The organism is Neorhizobium sp. USDA 3394 (genome assembly GCF_056280385.1).
In genome coordinates this window covers 3011557-3027842 of the sequence record NZ_JBWCDU010000001.1, presented here as the reverse complement: position 1 = coordinate 3027842, position 16286 = coordinate 3011557, and the positions used below count along the sequence as shown (strand labels likewise).

The 16286-nt window shown below is 62.2% G+C and carries 16 protein-coding genes; 4 read left to right on the top strand and 12 right to left on the bottom strand.

Annotated features, from left to right (window positions below; genetic code table 11):
* Window position 1 precedes the first annotated feature (1 nt).
* The 6 genes from ACZ9EJ_RS14940 to ACZ9EJ_RS14915 form a co-directional block, all read right to left on the bottom strand.
* The gene (locus tag ACZ9EJ_RS14940; protein WP_046640969.1) at window positions 2–907 is read right to left on the bottom strand and encodes a DUF937 domain-containing protein; all 906 of its coding nucleotides are present in this window, start codon (window positions 905–907) and stop codon (window positions 2–4) included.
* Window positions 908–998: 91 nt separating this feature from the next.
* Window positions 999–2372: a glutamate--cysteine ligase gene (locus ACZ9EJ_RS14935; RefSeq protein ID WP_046640970.1), complete on the bottom strand. Its 1374-nt coding sequence runs from the start codon at window positions 2370–2372 to the stop codon at window positions 999–1001.
* 127 nt (window positions 2373–2499) lie between these two features.
* Window positions 2500–3237 carry a 16S rRNA (uracil(1498)-N(3))-methyltransferase gene (locus tag ACZ9EJ_RS14930; RefSeq protein ID WP_046628447.1) on the bottom strand — a complete coding sequence of 246 codons (738 nt, stop codon included), beginning with the start codon at window positions 3235–3237 and terminating at the stop codon, window positions 2500–2502.
* A 116-nt stretch (window positions 3238–3353) separates the two neighbouring features.
* Window positions 3354–4859 carry an inorganic phosphate transporter gene (locus tag ACZ9EJ_RS14925; protein WP_046640971.1) on the bottom strand — a complete coding sequence of 502 codons (1506 nt, stop codon included), beginning with the start codon at window positions 4857–4859 and terminating at the stop codon, window positions 3354–3356.
* Between the two features lie 144 nt (window positions 4860–5003).
* Entirely contained in the window at window positions 5004–5510 is a 507-nt protein-coding gene (locus tag ACZ9EJ_RS14920; RefSeq protein ID WP_251089438.1) for an NUDIX hydrolase, read from the bottom strand.
* Window positions 5511–5724: 214 nt separating this feature from the next.
* Window positions 5725–6498, bottom strand: coding sequence for a FadR/GntR family transcriptional regulator (locus ACZ9EJ_RS14915; RefSeq protein WP_046628451.1), 774 nt, complete (start codon window positions 6496–6498; stop codon window positions 5725–5727).
* A 99-nt stretch (window positions 6499–6597) separates the two neighbouring features.
* On the opposite strand from ACZ9EJ_RS14915, the gene ACZ9EJ_RS14910 reads away from it, so the two are divergent.
* The 3 genes from ACZ9EJ_RS14910 to glcF all read left to right on the top strand — a co-directional run bounded on the left by ACZ9EJ_RS14910 (window position 6598) and on the right by glcF (window position 10774).
* On the top strand, window positions 6598–8037 hold the full coding sequence (locus ACZ9EJ_RS14910) for an FAD-linked oxidase C-terminal domain-containing protein (RefSeq protein WP_046628453.1): 1440 nt from the start codon (window positions 6598–6600) through the stop codon (window positions 8035–8037).
* Window positions 8034–9230 carry an FAD-binding protein gene (locus ACZ9EJ_RS14905; protein ID WP_046628455.1) on the top strand — a complete coding sequence of 399 codons (1197 nt, stop codon included), beginning with the start codon at window positions 8034–8036 and terminating at the stop codon, window positions 9228–9230. Before ACZ9EJ_RS14910 ends, ACZ9EJ_RS14905 begins: the two co-directional genes overlap by 4 nt.
* 239 nt (window positions 9231–9469) lie before the next feature.
* Window positions 9470–10774 carry a glycolate oxidase subunit GlcF gene (glcF, locus tag ACZ9EJ_RS14900; RefSeq protein ID WP_046628457.1) on the top strand — a complete coding sequence of 435 codons (1305 nt, stop codon included), beginning with the start codon at window positions 9470–9472 and terminating at the stop codon, window positions 10772–10774.
* A 59-nt stretch (window positions 10775–10833) separates the two neighbouring features.
* On the opposite strand, the gene ACZ9EJ_RS14895 is transcribed toward glcF, so the two are convergent.
* The 3 genes from ACZ9EJ_RS14895 to ACZ9EJ_RS14885 all read right to left on the bottom strand — a co-directional run bounded on the left by ACZ9EJ_RS14895 (window position 10834) and on the right by ACZ9EJ_RS14885 (window position 13363).
* Window positions 10834–11553 (bottom strand): outer membrane protein, encoded by a 720-nt coding sequence (locus tag ACZ9EJ_RS14895; RefSeq protein ID WP_255735981.1) that lies wholly within the window; start codon window positions 11551–11553, stop codon window positions 10834–10836.
* A gap of 183 nt (window positions 11554–11736) precedes the next feature.
* On the bottom strand, window positions 11737–12429 hold the full coding sequence (locus ACZ9EJ_RS14890; RefSeq protein WP_046628459.1) for a L,D-transpeptidase: 693 nt from the start codon (window positions 12427–12429) through the stop codon (window positions 11737–11739).
* Between the two features lie 163 nt (window positions 12430–12592).
* On the bottom strand, window positions 12593–13363 hold the full coding sequence (locus tag ACZ9EJ_RS14885; protein WP_255736016.1) for a L,D-transpeptidase family protein: 771 nt from the start codon (window positions 13361–13363) through the stop codon (window positions 12593–12595).
* A 248-nt stretch (window positions 13364–13611) separates the two neighbouring features.
* Between ACZ9EJ_RS14885 and ACZ9EJ_RS14880 the strand changes: the two genes are divergently transcribed.
* Window positions 13612–14241 carry a DNA-3-methyladenine glycosylase I gene (locus tag ACZ9EJ_RS14880; protein ID WP_046640972.1) on the top strand — a complete coding sequence of 210 codons (630 nt, stop codon included), beginning with the start codon at window positions 13612–13614 and terminating at the stop codon, window positions 14239–14241.
* Here ACZ9EJ_RS14880 and ACZ9EJ_RS14875 read toward each other — a convergent pair.
* The 3 genes from ACZ9EJ_RS14875 to ACZ9EJ_RS14865 all read right to left on the bottom strand — a co-directional run bounded on the left by ACZ9EJ_RS14875 (window position 14228) and on the right by ACZ9EJ_RS14865 (window position 16284).
* Window positions 14228–14932 carry an HAD family hydrolase gene (locus tag ACZ9EJ_RS14875; RefSeq protein WP_046628462.1) on the bottom strand — a complete coding sequence of 235 codons (705 nt, stop codon included), beginning with the start codon at window positions 14930–14932 and terminating at the stop codon, window positions 14228–14230. The two genes, ACZ9EJ_RS14880 and ACZ9EJ_RS14875, sit on opposite strands and share 14 nt — an antisense overlap.
* Before the next feature lie 88 nt (window positions 14933–15020).
* A complete protein-coding gene (gene copM / locus ACZ9EJ_RS14870) occupies window positions 15021–15392 on the bottom strand; it encodes a CopM family metallochaperone (RefSeq protein ID WP_046640973.1) in 372 nt (123 codons plus the stop codon).
* Window positions 15393–15531: 139 nt separating this feature from the next.
* Complete coding sequence (locus tag ACZ9EJ_RS14865; RefSeq protein ID WP_046640974.1) at window positions 15532–16284, bottom strand: hypothetical protein; 753 nt, start codon at window positions 16282–16284, stop codon at window positions 15532–15534.
* Between the last annotated feature and the right edge of the window lie 2 nt (window positions 16285–16286).

Here is a 16286-nt window from a genome sequence, read left to right as displayed (position 1 = left end):
TTTATTTGGAAGGCTTGGGAGCGGCAGGCGTGGCCTCCGCTTCGGCATGGCCGCCTGCTCCATTGCGCAGATAGGTGTCGAAGATCGCTTCCATGTTCTTCTGGTAGTTTTTCTGCACTTCAAGACCACTGTCGAACATGTTGTTCAGCACGTCGCGATAGGGATTGGGTTCGTCCGCCGGCGCTTCCTTGGGTTTCTCGGGCGTCGGGGCCGCGGCCGGGCTGGGGCTCGTGAAGGCGCCGCCCATCATGTCCTGGAATGCCTTGGCGAAGGGATTGTCCGCGAACGGGTTGCCGCCCGAAGGCTGCGGCTGTTCCGGCTTGTCGAGCCCCCACATGGAACGCATCGCCTGGGCGAAGGGATTGTCGAAGGGATTGGCAGCGGCCTGCGGCTTCGCCTTGGGCTGCAGGCCCATGCTTTCCAGCCATTGCTGCTGCATCTGACCCATCGGGGAGGCGGCAAACGCGTCGTTGGCGCCGGTCATCTGGCCGCTCATCTGCTTGAACAGCCCGCCCATCAATGTGTCAGCCATGGCCGGCATCATCTTCTTGAAGACTTCCTGGCCGATCCCTGTGAGTTGTTCCGCCTGGGCCGCGATCGCGCGGGAGACTTCCTTCGAGCCGAACAGCTTTTCGAGCACCGCGTTACCGTCCGTCGTACCCTGCGGCGTGAAGGCCTTGGTCAGGTCTTCGAAATATTTGGCATATGCTCCAGACACCATGGTGCTCATCAGCGAGGTGAGATCATAGGGGTTGGCGCTGGTGCGCTTGAACCCGGAGGAAAAGGCGGGCATCAGCGCCGCCATGGCCTGGGTGGCCTGCTCCTGCGCCAGGTTGAACTGCTTGGCGATCGCCTCCATGCCTGCGCCGTTCTGAGCTCTGAGCATCATGTCGAACAGTGGCAGCATGGAGAGAATCCTTTCCGGTTCGGGTGATGCACCACTATATCCGGAAAGTGCTGAACGGAAACCGGTTTTTAGAACCGATCTCAATCTAGGGTCAGTATTGGTATTCCTCGAACACCGGGTCGACCGAACCGTTCCAGCGGCCATGGTAGAGCGACAGCATGTCATCCGCCATGGTCGTCTTCTTGGCGAGCACTTCGTCGAGCGGTTGCAGGAAGATGCTCTCGTCCTGGCCTTCGCCGTTCAGCCGCGCCCGGGCCTTCAAACCTGCCTTGGAGATCGCCACCGCCTCGCGGGCGATATCGAGCACCGGCTTGCCCTTGATCTCGGCCTTCAAACCCTTTGCCGGCACGGCATCGCGCATCGCAATGACATCCTCGACCGTCCAGTCGGCCGTCAGCGTTTCCGCATCGGCAAGCGCCGTGTCGTCATAAAGCAGGCCGACCCAGAAGGCCGGCAGCGCGCAGATCCGCCGCCACGGGCCGCCATCGGCGCCGCGCATTTCGAGGAAGCGCTTCAGGCGAACGTCTGGGAAGAGGGTGGAAAGGTGGTTGGTCCAGTCCCCCATCGTCGGTTCCCAGTCCTTGACCTCGCCTTTCAGCGCGCCGTTCATGAACTGGCGGAAGGTGACATGCGTGCAGTCGTGATACTTGCCGTCGCGGACGATGAAATACATCGGCACGTCCAGCGCCCATTCCACGTAGTCCGCGAACCCGAAGTCTTGTCTGAAGACGAAGGGCAATACGCCGGAGCGCTGGTTGTCGGTATCGCGCCAGATGTCGCCGCGCCAGGAGACGAGCCCGTTCGGCTTGCCCTCGGTGAACGGGGAGGACGCAAACAGCGCAGTTGCGATCGACTGCAGCTTCATCGACACGCGCATCTTGGCGGCCATGTCCGCTTCCGAGGAGAAGTCGAGGTTCACCTGGATCGTGCAGGTGCGGTACATCATGTCGAGGCCCTTCGCACCGACCTTCGGCATGTAGCGCGTCATGATCTCGTAGCGGGATTTCGGCATGCGCGGGGTTTCCGCGAGCGTCCATTTCGGGCTGCCGCCGATGCCGAGGAAACGGATGCCCATCGGTTCGGCGATCTCGCGCAGAACAGCGAGATGCTTGTTCGATTCCCGACAGGTCTCGTGAATGGTCTCGAGCGGCGCACCGGAAAGCTCGAACTGCCCACCTGGCTCGATCGAGATCGCGCCCATTCCAGACTGCTCGCCGAGCCCGATGATGTTTTCGCCGTCGAGGATCGGCTCCCAGCCGAGCTTCTTTTCCATGCCCTTGAGCAGGGCGGAAATGCTGGCGTCGCCGAAATAGGGGACAGGGCTGTTGTCCGCGCGGAAAAAGGCGAATTTTTCATGCTCCGTGCCGATCCGGAAATCTTCCTTGGGCCGCGGTCCCTTCGCCAGGTAGGCGGAAAGCTCGGACACCGAGGTAAGCGGTGTCTGGTCGGTCGTATCGCGGGCCATGAAAATTACCTTGCTCGGAATGCCTGATATGGACGGATAGCCGGCTGATTGGACCGGATTGATGTGCGCTGCAAGTGAATTTCTTTCAAGATAGATTCAGAATTTCAAGACCGTCATGTCAAGCGGGTTACCGCCAGTCGCCGACCGCAGCCTGAATGACAGCAAGCGCTGCGACCGCGGCCGTATCCGCCCTTAATATCCGAGGCCCGAGCGGTATCGCGGTGACGAAGGAAAGCGACCGCAGCCTTTCCCTTTCCTCTTCCGAAAATCCGCCTTCCGGGCCGACCAGCAGCGCCAGCTTGCTTTCCTTGACCGCCGAAAGGATTGGCAGCGGATTCTGGCCCTCATCTCCTTCGTCGCAGAAGATGATGCGCCGATCGTGGGGCCAGGTGTCGAGCAGGTCGCCGAGCTTTTTCGGCGGCGCGACTTCCGGCACCGACAAAATGCCGCACTGCTCGGCGGCCTCGACCACATTCGCCTGAAGCCGGTCCATGCTGGTGATCTTGCCCTGCACATGCTGGGTCATCACCGGTTGAATGAACCCCGCACCCATCTCGACCGCCTTCTGCACCAGATAGTCGAGACGACCGACCTTCAGGGGCGCGAAGAGATAATGCAGGTCGGAGGCCGGCGGCTGTGGCCGGGTTTCCTCGATCGCCTCCAGCACGATCTTCTTGCGGGTCGGATAGGTGATCTTCGCCTTCCATTCGCCGTCGCGGCCGTTGAAAAGCAGAATTGCCGACCCTTCCTCCATCCTCAGCACGTTGGCGAGATAGTTGAACTGCTCCGACGAGACCTCATGGCGGGCACCGGTGCCAAGCGGCGCCTCGATGAACAGCCTCTGCATCCGGAAATTGGCGCGCATGGAAACCTCGAAGCCCAGAGCATGTCGCGCAAAAGTGTGCAGTGGTTTTGCGACGACGACATGCGAAAAAACAAGGATCTAAAGCGTCACTGGCGGATCTGAAAGATCCCGACGCTTTAGACGAACAGCGCGAACATAGCCGTGGCGATCAGCGCCGCAAGGGTTGCGGCAGCCGGAAGGGTGATCATCCACGCTGCGATGATGCTGAGGAAATGCGAACGCCGCACCAGGTAACGCCTTTTCAGTTCGTCGTCATTGCGTTCGAAGGGCTCGGTGGTATCGAGATCCTTGCCGGCCCGCACCCGCATGTATTCGAAGCGGCGGCGGGAATGGCGGGTATACCATTCGCGGAAGAAGCCGACACCGAACACCGCGCCGACGGCAATATGGGTCGAGGAGACCGGCAACCCGATCCAGGAGGCAACGATCACCGTCAGCGCCGTCGACAGCGAGACGCAATAGGCGCGCATCGGATTGAGTTTGGTGATCTCGGCGCCGACCAGCCGGACCAGCTTCGGGCCATAGAGCAGCAGGCCGAGCGAGATCCCGAGACCGCCGATGATCAGTTCCCAGAGCGGAATACGCACGCCGGTCGAAATACCCCGTTGCGCGGCAGAAACGATCGCCGCAAGCGGACCGATGGCGTTGGAAACGTCATTGGCGCCATGCGCGAACGAGAGCAGCGCGGCGGAAAGGATGAGCGGAATACGGAAGAGCGTGCGAAGCGACTGATTGCGGTTCTCGAGCCCCTCTGCCTGCCGGGCGATTACCGGGATCAGCAGGCGCCAGGCAGCGAGGCCGGTCAGGAGGGCGATCAGCGTCGCAACCGGCGCCGACACGTCCACCAGTTCCCCCAGCCCGAGCAGCGCCAGATAGCCTGCAAAGGCGCCGGTCATCACGCCGATCAGCACCGGCACCCATTTTTTAGCCGCGGCGACCTTGTCCTCGCGGTAGATGATGGTTTCCTTGACGAAGAATAGGAAGGCGGCGGCGATGACGGCGCCGAAGATCGGCGAAAAGACCCAGCTTGCCGTGATGCCCGCGATCGTGCCCCAGTTCACCGCGGAAAGTCCGGCGGCCGCGATCCCGGCGCCCATGACCCCGCCGACGATCGAATGGGTGGTGGAAATCGGAGCGCCGAGCCAGGTCGCGACATTGATCAGCACCGCGGCCGACAGGAGTGCCGCCATCATCGCCCATATCAGCACGTCGGGGCTACTGATCATGCCGCCCTGCATGATGCCGTTGGCGATCGTATTGGCGACGCCCCGACCGGCGAGTACGGCACCCGCCACTTCGAAGACTGCCGCGAGCCCGAGGCCGAAGGTCATGGTCATGGCGCGGGCGCCGACTGCCGCGCCGATATTGTTGGTGACGTCATTGGCGCCGATGTTCATCGCCATGTAGGCGGCGAGGCCGGACGCAGCGATGACGACAACGGCACCGGGCTTTCCGGTCACATAGGATGCGGCAAAGATGGCGACGAGGATGATGAACAGCAGTGCCGTGCCCGGTGCGGCAAGCCCGCGCGACATCTGCCGCGCGGCTTCCTCCACAGAGGAGAATTTCTCCAGATCCTTGTCGAGCGTCGGCTTCGCCAGGCGCGGCCGTCTTTGGCCCATATCTCCGTCCTTGGGTGAAAAGGGAGGCGCGAGACCGGAACTGCGGCCGTCTCCGCCTCAGGGAAGAAAGATTACGGCCTACCGCTTAATAGCGCGCGCGTGCGAAGGCAATGTTGCAGAATTGTGAAGATGCTTCGAAGCGCCTTAGCTTGCGGCTTTGACTGCAAGCTGCGGAACGCGCGGCTGCATCCGTTCGGCGAACTGCAGGAAGAGAATCTTCAGTTCCGGCTCATTGACGCGCATCGCGGCCTCTTCACAGGAAACCCATTCGAGTGTTCGAGAGCCTTTTTCCGGATAGCTTTTCAGGCATTCGTCCACTTCGAGCGCATGGACCTGCACCCGCACGGGGATCTTCAGGCCGTTATCGAGCGTCTTGCGGTAGTGATAGAAACCGAGCGGTTCCTTTTCCACCTTGCCCTTGACGCCGACTTCTTCGAACGCCTCGCGTTCGGCGACCTGGTGAGCTTTCTTGTCGGTCATCGGCCAGCCCTTGGGCACGACCCAGCGGCCGGTATCGCGGCTGGTCGCAACGAGAACCTCGAGTTGAGCCGGCTTCTTTTTTATCCGGTAGCAAAGCGCAGCATATTGCTGCCGCGGAGGCCGCTCCAGCATCAACCGTAGATTGCTCGTAACCCGATCCATAAAGCCCAATTTCTGTTTAGTCCTCCAGCAAATGGTAATTTACTAATATAATACTTGCGCGAGGATTAACGACCCTCAGCGACCTGTTTTCAGAAGAATCACGGTGGATAACCACCACGGAAGCGATAACTATTGTGAGGCCAATGGGTTTCACGTCAATAGAAATTTGCACAGGTGTTCAATTGTAATTGTGCATGACGTCCGGCCATCCGCAGAAATGGCCTCAGATCTTGGTCTGGATCATCCTGAGTTGTGCGATTCTGCTCCATTCTCCCGTGCGTTCAGCCTCGTTGGTGACCTTGGAGATGAAGTCGATATGGTCTTCCGCAGCCTGTCTGGCCTTGGAGGGGTTGCCGTCCAGTATCGCCCGCCCGATCGCCTCGTGTTGGGTCATCACGGCATCATGGGCGCCGCCGATATTGAAGATGATGCGGCGGTTGTAAAAGATCCCGTCGCTGAGGAGCCGGTAGCAGGCGCGCAGCGTGTGCATGAGAATGATGTTGTGCGCCGCATCGCCGATGGCATTGTGGAATTCGACGTCGGTTGTCAGCTCGTCCTCGAAACGCCCGTCCCGATGCGCACTGCGCATCGTCTCCAGAATGCGCTCGATGAGTTGCTTGTCGGTGTCGGTCGCTCGTTCGGCGGCAAGCTCCGCCGTCATGCCTTCGAGTTGGCGACGATATTCCAGATAGTCGTGAACCGCCCGCTGGTGCCGGCGGATCAGGGAGACCAGCGGCGGCGAGAAGATCTGGCCGACGATATCGGCCACGTAAGTGCCGCCGCCATGCTGGCTCACCAGCAGCCCGCGTGCTTCCAGCTCTTTCAGCGCCTCCCGCAGGATCGGCCGGGAAACATCGAACCGCTGCGCCAGCTCGCGCTCGCCGGGCAGGCGATCGCCGTCGCGCAGCACGCCGTTGAGGATCAGGCTCTCGATCTGCAGGATGACCTCGTCCGCAGTTCGACCATGCGGCACCGGCGCGAAAAGCTCATGCGTCAACTTTGCCGTCTCCAAATCGGGTGATGCCAGCCGGGCGTTCGGGCTTCTTGTAACACTGGTAAAAAAAGTATACCAGTTGAATGTCTTTAGGAGGAGCCGGTGGCCGATACGATCAGTTTTCTGAAGCCTCGCGAGTCGGTGCTGTCGCGCCGGGCGGCGATCATCGCCGACCTGACCGAGCTTCTGCCGCCCGAATGCCTGGTGCACGAGGCGCGCGAGCTGGTGCCGTTCGAGACGGACGCGTTCGTCTCCTACCGCCGCCTGCCGCTTGCTGTCGCCCTGCCGAAGACCACGGCGCAGGTGGCCGCGGTGATGAAATACTGCAATCGCTACGGCATTCCGGTCGTGCCGCGCGGGGCCGGCACCTCGCTTTCCGGCGGCGCCATCCCGCAGGAGGATGCGGTCGTGCTCGGCTTGTCCAAGATGTCGCGCATCCTCGAAGTCGATTATGCCAACCGCACCGCCACCGTGCAGGCCGGCGTCACCAACCTCAACATTTCCGAAGCAGTCGGCATCGACGGCTTTTTCTATGCGCCGGATCCGAGCTCGCAGCTCGCCTGCACGATCGGCGGCAATATCGGGATGAATTCGGGCGGCGCCCACTGTCTGAAATACGGTGTCACCACCAATAACCTGCTCGGCGTGAAGATGGTTCTGGTCGACGGCACGGTGATCGAGCTCGGCGGCAAGCACCTGGATGCGGCAGGTTACGATCTGCTCGGCCTCGTCTGCGGCTCCGAGGGCCAGCTCGGCATCGTCACCGAGGCCGTGGTGCGGCTGATCGCCAAGCCTGAAGGTGCCCGCCCGGTCCTGTTCGGCTTTGACACGTCCGAACATGCGGGTGCCTGCGTCGCCGACATCATCGGCTCAGGCATCATCCCGGTCGCCATCGAATTCATGGACAAGCCGGCGATCGAAATCTGCGAGGCATTCGCCCATGCGGGTTATCCGCTCGATGTGGAAGCGCTGCTGATCGTCGAAGTCGAGGGTTCCGAGGCCGAAATGGACGCGATGCTGAAGGCGATCGTCGAGATCGCCGGCCGCCATGGCGTCAAGACCGTGCGCGAAAGCCAGTCGGCGACCGAAGCGGCGCTGATCTGGAAAGGCCGCAAATCCGCCTTCGGCGCCACGGGCCGCATCGCCGATTACATCTGCATGGATGGCACCGTGCCGCTCGGCAAGCTCTCCTATGTGCTCAACAAGACTTCCGAGATCATCGACCGTTTCGGGCTCCGGGTTGCCAACGTTTTCCACGCCGGCGACGGCAACATGCATCCGCTGATCCTCTTCAACGCCAACGATCCCGAGGATGCGGCCAGGGCCGAGGAGGCGGGCAACGAGATCCTGAAACTGTGCGTGGATGCCGGTGGCTGCCTGACCGGCGAGCACGGCGTCGGCATCGAGAAACGCGACCTGATGCGCCACCAGTATTCCGAGGCCGACCTCAACCAGCAGATGGCGGTGCGCTACGCTTTCGATGAAGACTGGATACTCAACCCGTCCAAGGTCTTTCCGCTGGATGGACGGCCTGCCGCATGACGCTGATACCGAATTCCGAGGCGGATGCCGCCTATATCATCCGTAACGCCGCGAACGACGGCAAGAAGCTCGCGCTATGCGGCGGCAATACCCGCGCCGGTTTCGGCAACTCTGCAGAGCCAGCCGAAATGATGAACTCGACCGGCCTTTCCGGCATCGTCGACTACGAGCCGGCGGAAATGGTGATGACGGTCAAAGCCGGTACGCCGGTCGCCGAGATCGAGGCGACGCTTGCCGCCAACCGGCAGATCATGGCTTTCGAGCCGATGGACCATCGCGGCGTCATGGGCACGCTCGGCGAACCGACGATCGGCGGCGTGTTTGCCGCCAATGTCTCCGGCCCGCGCCGTTTCGTCTCCGGCGCCGCCCGCGACAGCCTGCTGGGCATCCGGTTCATCAATGGCCGGGGCGAAGCGATCCGCGCCGGCGGACGGGTGATGAAGAACGTCACCGGCCTTGATCTGGTCAAGCTGCTCGCCGGCTCGCAAGGCACGCTCGGTTTCCTGACCGAAGTGACCTTCCGGGTGTTGCCTGTGCCGCAGACCGCGGAGACCATCGTCATTTCCGGGCTCGACGACGCGGCGGCCGCCAAGGCGATGGCGGCGGCGATGGCGCTGCCCGTCGAGGTATCGGGCGCCGCCCACCTGCCGCAGACCGTCCGGTTCCGTTTCCTCGGTGGTGCCTTGCCGAGCGGGGAGGCGACCGTCCTGCGCCTTGAAGGCCTTGCCGCCTCGGTTTCCGTGCGCGCCGAAAAGCTCGCGGCCGTCATGGAGGCATTCGGTCCGGTCTCCCGGTTAGGCTTGGAGGAAAGCCAAACGCTCTGGCGCCAGATCCGCGATGTCTATCCCTATTCCGATGGGACGCTGAAACCCGTCTGGCGCGTCTCGATCGCCCCATCCGCGGGCCACCAGCTCGTCGCCGCCCTCCGGCTCGAAACCGGTGTCGACGCCTTCTACGACTGGCAGGGCGGATTGGTCTGGATGCGCATGGAGGCCGACCCGGAAGCGGATTTGCTGCGCCGCTATATCCGCGCTCTCGGCGGCGGCCACGCAACGCTTCTGCGGGCATCGGATGCGGTGCGCGCCCAAACCCAGGCTTTCGAGCCGGCTCCGGATGCGGTGGCGGCACTCTCGGCGCGCGTCAAACAGAAGCTCGACCCGGCCGGCATTTTTTGCCCGGGCAAGATGGGGTGAATACGGCAATGGTAGTGTTCCCGGCATACCCCCCTCTGTCCTGCCGGACATCTCCCCCTCAAGGGGGGAGATCGAATCGGAGCCACGTTTCGCCCATCTCGACGGGACTGACGGAAATGACGTCCGTGCTTCCTGCCGATCTCCCCCCTCGAGGGGGAGATGTCCGGCAGGACAGAGGGGGGCTGGCGAAACGCAGAGCCGTCGGTGAAGATGCAATGTCCGCGAGGGATACCCAATAAATGCAAACCAACTTCACCCTCGCCCAGCTCGCCGACCCGCATGTGGCCGAATCCGAGCAGATCCTCCGCCGTTGCGTCCATTGCGGCTTCTGCACCGCCACCTGTCCCACCTACGTCACCCTCGGCAATGAACTCGACAGCCCGCGCGGCCGCATCTATCTGATCAAGGACATGCTGGAAAACGGCCGCCCGGCGGATGAGGAAGTGGTCACCCATATCGACCGCTGTCTCTCCTGCCTTGCCTGCGTCACCACCTGTCCCTCCGGCGTCGACTACATGCATCTGGTCGACCATGCCCGCATCCATATCGAGAATACCTACCGGCGCCCGCTGATCGACCGCCTGATCCGCAACCTGCTTGCCGCCGTTCTGCCTTATCCCGCTCGTTTCCGCGCGGCACTCGCTCTCGCAAAGCTCGGCCGTCCCTTCGCACCGCTGCTGAAGCGTGTGCAAGTGCTGAAGCCGCTGGGGGCAATGCTGGATCTCGCGCCGAAATCCGTCGCCGGGGTTTCAGGCTCGGCGCCGCCTGGCACGCATGCTCCGGAGATCGAGAAGCGCGGCCGCGTCGCCATCCTGTCGGGCTGCGCCCAGCCGGTGCTCGATCCGGGCATCAACGAAGCCACGCTCCGGCTTCTCGCCCGGTTCGGTATCGAAGTCGTGGTGCCGGAGGGCGAGGGCTGCTGTGGCGCGCTCGTGCACCACATGGGTCGCGAGGAACAGGCGCTCGATTTTGCCCGCCGCAATGTCGATGTCTGGATGCGCGAGATCGATAACGGGGGGCTCGATGCGATCATCATCACCGCGTCGGGCTGCGGCACGACGATCAAGGATTACGGCCACATGCTGAGGCTCGACCCGGCTTATGCGGAAAAGGCGGCCAAGGTATCGAGCCTCGCCAGGGACATTACCGAATATCTGTCGTCGCTCGACCTGCCGAGGCTCGAGCCGAAACGGCTCAACGTCGCCTATCACTCCGCCTGTTCGATGCAGCACGGCCAGAAGATCACCATGGCGCCGAAGAACCTGCTGAAGGCGGCGGGCTTCACCGTCCGCGATCCGGGCGAGGGGCATCTGTGCTGCGGGTCGGCCGGCACCTACAATATCCTGCAGCCGGAGATCTCGGAGCAGTTGAAGGCCCGCAAGGTGAAGAATATCGAGGCCACCAAGGCGGACGTGATCGCCACCGGCAATATCGGCTGCATCACCCAGATCGCCTCCGGGACGGCGATCCCGATCCTGCACACGGTGGAGCTTCTGGACTGGGCTTATGGAGGCCCGAAGCCGGAAAAGGTTCCGGCCAGATAAAGATGCCCAATAAAAAAGCCGGCGAAATCGCCGGCTTTTTTCGTCAAAGGCCTGAAGCCTCAGAACTTGTAGGAGACGCCGAGGTTGATGGCGTGCGTCAGGATGTTGGTCTTCAGCGAAGCGCCGCTGTCGATATCCACATCCACGAACGAGTAGTTGCCCTTGTATTCGGCGAACATCGACCACTTTTCGGTGAGCTGGTACTTCACGCCGGCCTGGGCCTGGATCGTCGCGCCGCCGAACTGATATTCGAAGGTGCGGCCGGAAGCGCGGGTCACTTCGACATGCGGCACGTTGATACCGACACCGGCGCCGACATAAGGCGTCCACTTGCTGCCTTCGATCGGGAACTTGTAGAGCGCGTTGACCGTCAGCAGGTTCAGGCCGTCGGTGAATTCGAAGACGCTCCAGCCACCGGCCTTGGCCATGCTTTCGTCGTCTGCATAAACCTTGGCGTGGGTGTAATCGAGCGAGATACCCCAGTTCGTCAGGGCGCCGCCATCGAACCAGTAGGTGCCGCGGACGCCCCAGTAGGGCGGCATCGCGAAGGGCTTGGTATCCCAGCCGGCAGCGAAATCAGGTCCGTCCGAGACGTCGACGTCGGAGTGCGGCGCGAACTGGTAACCCCCGTAACCGGAGATTTCAAATCCGCCGGTGTGAACCGGAGCCACATAGGCGGGGCTCGCTGGTGTCATGTCAGCCGCTTGAGCCGGGGCAATATAAGCAAGACCAGCGGTGAGAAGCGTGGAAGCGAAGGCGAAAGAAAGAATTTTGCGCATGAATCAGCCTGCAGGGAGGAACGTTGGCTTTTTTGATGACTCAATGTTTAGCGGCGGATGCATCGGCGGTCTGTGCTTTTTCTGCATCAGTCGCCGACGAAGCTAGGCGATTTATGGTTAACGAATTCTAAACCACTGAAAAGGGCAGCTTTTGCTGCCCTTTTTGACATGTGGCCAGATGTCTCAGCCGCCGAAAATCGTGCCGAAAATATCGATGCCGCGATCCTTGAAGTCGACGTTCCCCTGCCGGTTGCCGGGGCCGATGACGATCACCTTCGTGCCGATGTCGGCGCGCGAATAAAGATGCTCGACATCCTTGTTCATCATGCGGATGCAGCCTGACGACATGTTGAGGCCGATCGTCCAGGGTTGGTTGGTGCCGTGGATACGGAAGATCGTGTCGCGGCCGCCCTTGTAGAGATACATGGCGCGGGCGCCGAGCGGGTTGTCGATGCCGCCTTCCTGCACGGCCGGCAGAATCCGGCCGGCGCGGCGTTCGCGAACGCGCATCTCGGCCGGCGGCGTCCAGGAGGGCCACTCGGCCTTGCGGCCCACATTGACCACGCCCGACCAGCCGAACCCTTCGCGCCCGACGCCGATGCCGTAGCGGGTCGCCCGGTTGGGGCCTTCGATATAATAGAGGAACTTGTTGTTGGTATCGACGATGATCGTGCCGGGTTTCTCGGTCGTCGAGAAGCGCACCACACGGCGCTTGAACTGTTCGGGAACTTCCCGTGGCATCGCGACAAGTGTCACGTCGCCCGCAGGGCGTTCGATAGGCGCTGCCGCCGGGCTGATTGCGCTTGCATGTCCGGCCGTAAAGAAGATCGCGCCAGCCATTCCCACGGCCATCGCGAGGGTCTTGCCTGCCCTCATTCCCCCTGTCCTCATTCCCAAATCCTCTCCGCTCTGTTGAACGGCGAAGGCTAACCGACTCGGACATCAAAGCAAGACGGGATAGATGCAATAAAGAAGATGTGATGGCAAAAAGGCGGCGCTACTGTGTCTTCGCCGCCTCACCTTTTGGCAATTGCCGTCGTTACATGACGACGACTTTGGTGCCGATGTTCACCCGCTCGTAGAGATCGGTGACATCTTCGTTGCGCATGCGAATGCAGCCGGAAGAGACGGCGCTGCCGATCGACCATGGGGCGTTGGTGCCGTGGATGCGGTAGAGCGTCGAGCCGAGATACATGGCGCGGGCGCCGAGCGGGTTTTCCGGTCCGCCTTCCATGCGGGCCGGCAGGTAGTGCCCCTTGGCGGCTTCGCGCTGGATCATTTCGGAAGGCGGCGTCCAGTCCGGCCACTCGGCCTTGCGGGTCACCCGGTGCTCGCCTGCCCATTCGAAGCCCGGCTTGCCGACGCCGACGCCGTAACGCCGCGCCTGGCCATTGCCCGCCACCAGATAGAGAAAGCGGTTATTGGTATCGATGATGATCGTGCCGGCCTTTTCCTTGGTTTCGTAGGCGACCGTCTGCGGCAGGAACTGCGGTTCGATCTGGCTGCGGATCGGCTGCGGCCGCATGGCGACCGGCTGCGCAGGCGAACGGTCGAAGATGCCGCGGCGAACCACCGGCTGCTGCTCGCGCTGCTGATAGATGGAACGCTGCTGGGCGGCCTGACGCGGATAGACGACCGGGCGGCCGTTCGGCCCGGCGAGCTGCATCACCCACGGGGCGGCAAGATCGGGGCTGACGACCACGGGCGGGCGCTCGCGATAGCGGTCCTGGGCAAGCGCGGCACCGGGGAGGGCAGTATTCGATAGGGCAGCCGCAAGGCCGAAGGCCAGGAAAAGGTTTTTTTTCATGATCGGATCCACACGTTACAAATCACCGACCGGACGCCCCTCAAACACTTGGATAATTTGGCGTCGGTGTTGACGAACATGGTGACCGCGAGGTGAAAGCGAATGGTAAACGGGTGGAACATTCAAAGCCGGCCGGCCTATAAACCTTTTGGCAGGGTTACCGCCCGGTTTTGAAACATGGTTGACCAGTGATAAACCCGGCGCAAAGGCCGTTAACAAGCGGGCTTGGCCCAAGGGCAAAGGGACAGGGAATGGACCAGGCGGGCATCATCGTCGGCGAAGACGGCAAGGGGCGTTGCGCCTGGCATGGCGGCCTGGAGGACTACCGGCGTTATCACGACGAGGAATGGGGCCGGCCGGTGACCGACGACATCCGCCTGTTCGAGAAGATCTGCCTCGAAGGTTTCCAGTCCGGCCTGTCCTGGCTGACGATCCTGAGGAAGCGCGAGAATTTCCGGGCCGCCTTTGCCGGTTTCGATTTCGTTGAGGTCGCGCAGTTCGGCGAGGAGGATATCGCCCGCTGCCTCGCCGACGCGGGCATCATCCGCCATCGCGGCAAGATCGTCTCGACCATCAACAACGCCGCCCGCGCCATCGAACTCAAGCGCGAGTTTGGTTCGCTCGCAAAGTTCTTCTGGAGTTTCGAGCCGGGATCACACGAGCGTCCGGAGGTCATGGATCTTGCGACCCTCAGGGCCAACCCCACCACGCCGGTGTCGGTGACGTTGTCGAAAGCCCTGAAAAAACGCGGCTGGACCTTTGTCGGGCCAACCACCGTCTACGCTTTCATGCAGGCGATGGGCATGGTCAACGACCATCTCGACGGATGCTTTTGCCGGCGCGAAGTCGATGAACTCAGGCTGAGGTTCACGCGCCCGTAATTTCCGACAGCACAGATCCCAACTCGCCCAGATGTTCGATCTGGCGGAAGCGTGGCGCGTCGGTCGGCGCGTCCACATGTTCCAGAACCCAGGTCAGCGCGTGCGGCACGAATACGCCGTAGCTTCCGGCCGCGATCGCCGGCACGATGTCGGATTTCAGCGAATTGCCGACCATCATCGCCCGTTCAGGCCCGTCCGCGACCTTCGAGAAGATGCGGCGATAGGTGGTGGCGTTCTTCTCGCTGACGATCTCGACCGCATCGAAGAAATCGCCGAGCCCCGATTGGGCGAGCTTGCGCTCCTGGTCGAAAAGGTCGCCCTTGGTGATCAGCACCAGCAGATATTCGCCGTTCAAGGCCTCCAGCGTCTCTTCCACATGCGGCAGGGTTTCGACCGGATGGCGCAGCAGGTCGCGGCCGATATCGAGGATCTCGCTGATCGTCCTGGTCGGCACCTTGCCGTCGGTGATTTCGATCGCCGTTTCGATCATCGACAGGGTGAACCCTTTGATGCCGAAACCGTAATGGGAAAGATTGCGCTTTTCCGCTTCCAGCAGTCGCTCGGCAACATGCGTGCCTTCGGCGAACCCGCCGAGCAGCTTGGTGAAGTGTTCCTCCGTCAGCCGGTAATACTGTTCGTTCTGCCAGAGCGTATCGTCGGCATCGAAGCCGATGGCGGTAATCGGGCGCATGGATCTGCCTCCATCCGCTGATATGGCGAAAAAGGGTGCGCCAGGCAAGATGAAAGCCTGCCCGGCCGATATCGATTCCGGAGACTTTTTACTTGCCGTGCGCCTTCAGCCAGGCCTGCATTTCGGCGATTTCAGCCTCCTGCGCCTTGATGACGGCTTCGGCGAGCTTGCGGATTTCCGGGTTCTTGCCATGGGCAAGCTCGATCTTGGCCATGTCGATTCCGCCCTGATGATGCGGGATCATGCTGCGGACGAAGTCCACATCCGCATCGCCCGAGTACTGGATCGCCATGTCCTTGTGCATCCTGGCATTCGCATCTTCGAAAGCCCTGGTGGACGGACTGCCGCCCATCGGCATTCCCATCTTGGAGTGATCCATTCCCTTCATCTCCTGCGCGGCGAGCGGGCCGAGCATGAGAACAGAGAGGGCGGCGGTCATGAGAGCGATTTTTGCAGGCATAGGTTTTCCTTTTCCGTGACCGACAGAACTTGCATGCCGACGGCCGGCATGGCCCCGTAAAGGACCCAGGCAAAGACGATCGGGATGGCGGCAGGGCGTGAATCTACGGTCGCCCTTGCGGAAATCAACCGCGGCGACATCACAAGGCGATGACGTCATGCACCGCCTGGTACTCCTTGCTGAGTTCGCCATAAGGCGCGACCGGCCAAGTCCAGGCCCGTTTCGCCGCCGGTGCGGGCGCACCGCAAAGCAGGTCGGCCTCCTCCAGGACCTGGCCCTCTCGATCGGTGACGCGATAGGCGGTGTCGGTGATCAGGGCCGTCTTGCAGGGCAGGGCGGCGAGGCCGTCGAGATGCGCCCGGACCAGTCGCTGCAGGATCTCGCCTCGTGCGGGATTATCCTCGGCCTCCAGCCTGCGTTTCGATCCCACCCCGATCTGTGACAGGATATTGGCCGAGACGACGAGATCGAGATACGGCACCTGCCGCAGGAACGACAGCGGCTCCGGATTTTTGGCTGCGACCGCATCGTCGAAGCCGGAGAGGTCGCGCGAAATCAGCCGGACATTCGCGAACCGTTTCGCGTTCAGCCGCATCCGCACGCTCGCCAGATGCACGAGGTCGACCAGCACCACCGTATCGAATTTCGCCGAGAGGTCGTCGATCGGCACGTCCCGCAGCAGGCCCGAGCCGAGCACGACGCAGGTCCGCCGCTGCTTCATGCCGGCGACCGTCTCGCGAATGAAGGTCTTGCAGTTCTCCTCATGCGCTGCCCAATCCTTCGCGCACCGCCCGGCCCGCGACCAGAGGCTGACGGACGAGCGGACGAAGGGGCGGAATTTCTTCGGCGTGACCAGCGAGGTCGCGGCATATTGGAGAGCTTCGGTGAGCATGA

What these genes read in the sequence shown, in the direction of transcription:
- ACZ9EJ_RS14940 (WP_046640969.1), bottom strand. Translation starts at nt 907, where the DNA reads ATGCTGCCACTGTTCGACATGATGCTCAGAGCTCAGAACGGCGCAGGC.
- ACZ9EJ_RS14935 (WP_046640970.1), bottom strand. Translation starts at nt 2,372, where the DNA reads ATGGCCCGCGATACGACCGACCAGACACCGCTTACCTCGGTGTCCGAG.
- ACZ9EJ_RS14930 (WP_046628447.1), bottom strand. Translation starts at nt 3,237, where the DNA reads ATGCGCGCCAATTTCCGGATGCAGAGGCTGTTCATCGAGGCGCCGCTT.
- ACZ9EJ_RS14925 (WP_046640971.1), bottom strand. Translation starts at nt 4,859, where the DNA reads ATGGGCCAAAGACGGCCGCGCCTGGCGAAGCCGACGCTCGACAAGGAT.
- ACZ9EJ_RS14905 (WP_046628455.1), top strand. Translation starts at nt 8,034, where the DNA reads ATGACGCTGATACCGAATTCCGAGGCGGATGCCGCCTATATCATCCGT.
- glcF (WP_046628457.1), top strand. Translation starts at nt 9,470, where the DNA reads ATGCAAACCAACTTCACCCTCGCCCAGCTCGCCGACCCGCATGTGGCC.
- ACZ9EJ_RS14895 (WP_255735981.1), bottom strand. Translation starts at nt 11,553, where the DNA reads ATGCGCAAAATTCTTTCTTTCGCCTTCGCTTCCACGCTTCTCACCGCT.
- ACZ9EJ_RS14890 (WP_046628459.1), bottom strand. Translation starts at nt 12,429, where the DNA reads ATGAGGGCAGGCAAGACCCTCGCGATGGCCGTGGGAATGGCTGGCGCG.
- ACZ9EJ_RS14880 (WP_046640972.1), top strand. Translation starts at nt 13,612, where the DNA reads ATGGACCAGGCGGGCATCATCGTCGGCGAAGACGGCAAGGGGCGTTGC.
- ACZ9EJ_RS14875 (WP_046628462.1), bottom strand. Translation starts at nt 14,932, where the DNA reads ATGCGCCCGATTACCGCCATCGGCTTCGATGCCGACGATACGCTCTGG.
- copM (WP_046640973.1), bottom strand. Translation starts at nt 15,392, where the DNA reads ATGCCTGCAAAAATCGCTCTCATGACCGCCGCCCTCTCTGTTCTCATG.
- ACZ9EJ_RS14865 (WP_046640974.1), bottom strand. Translation starts at nt 16,284, where the DNA reads ATGCTCACCGAAGCTCTCCAATATGCCGCGACCTCGCTGGTCACGCCG.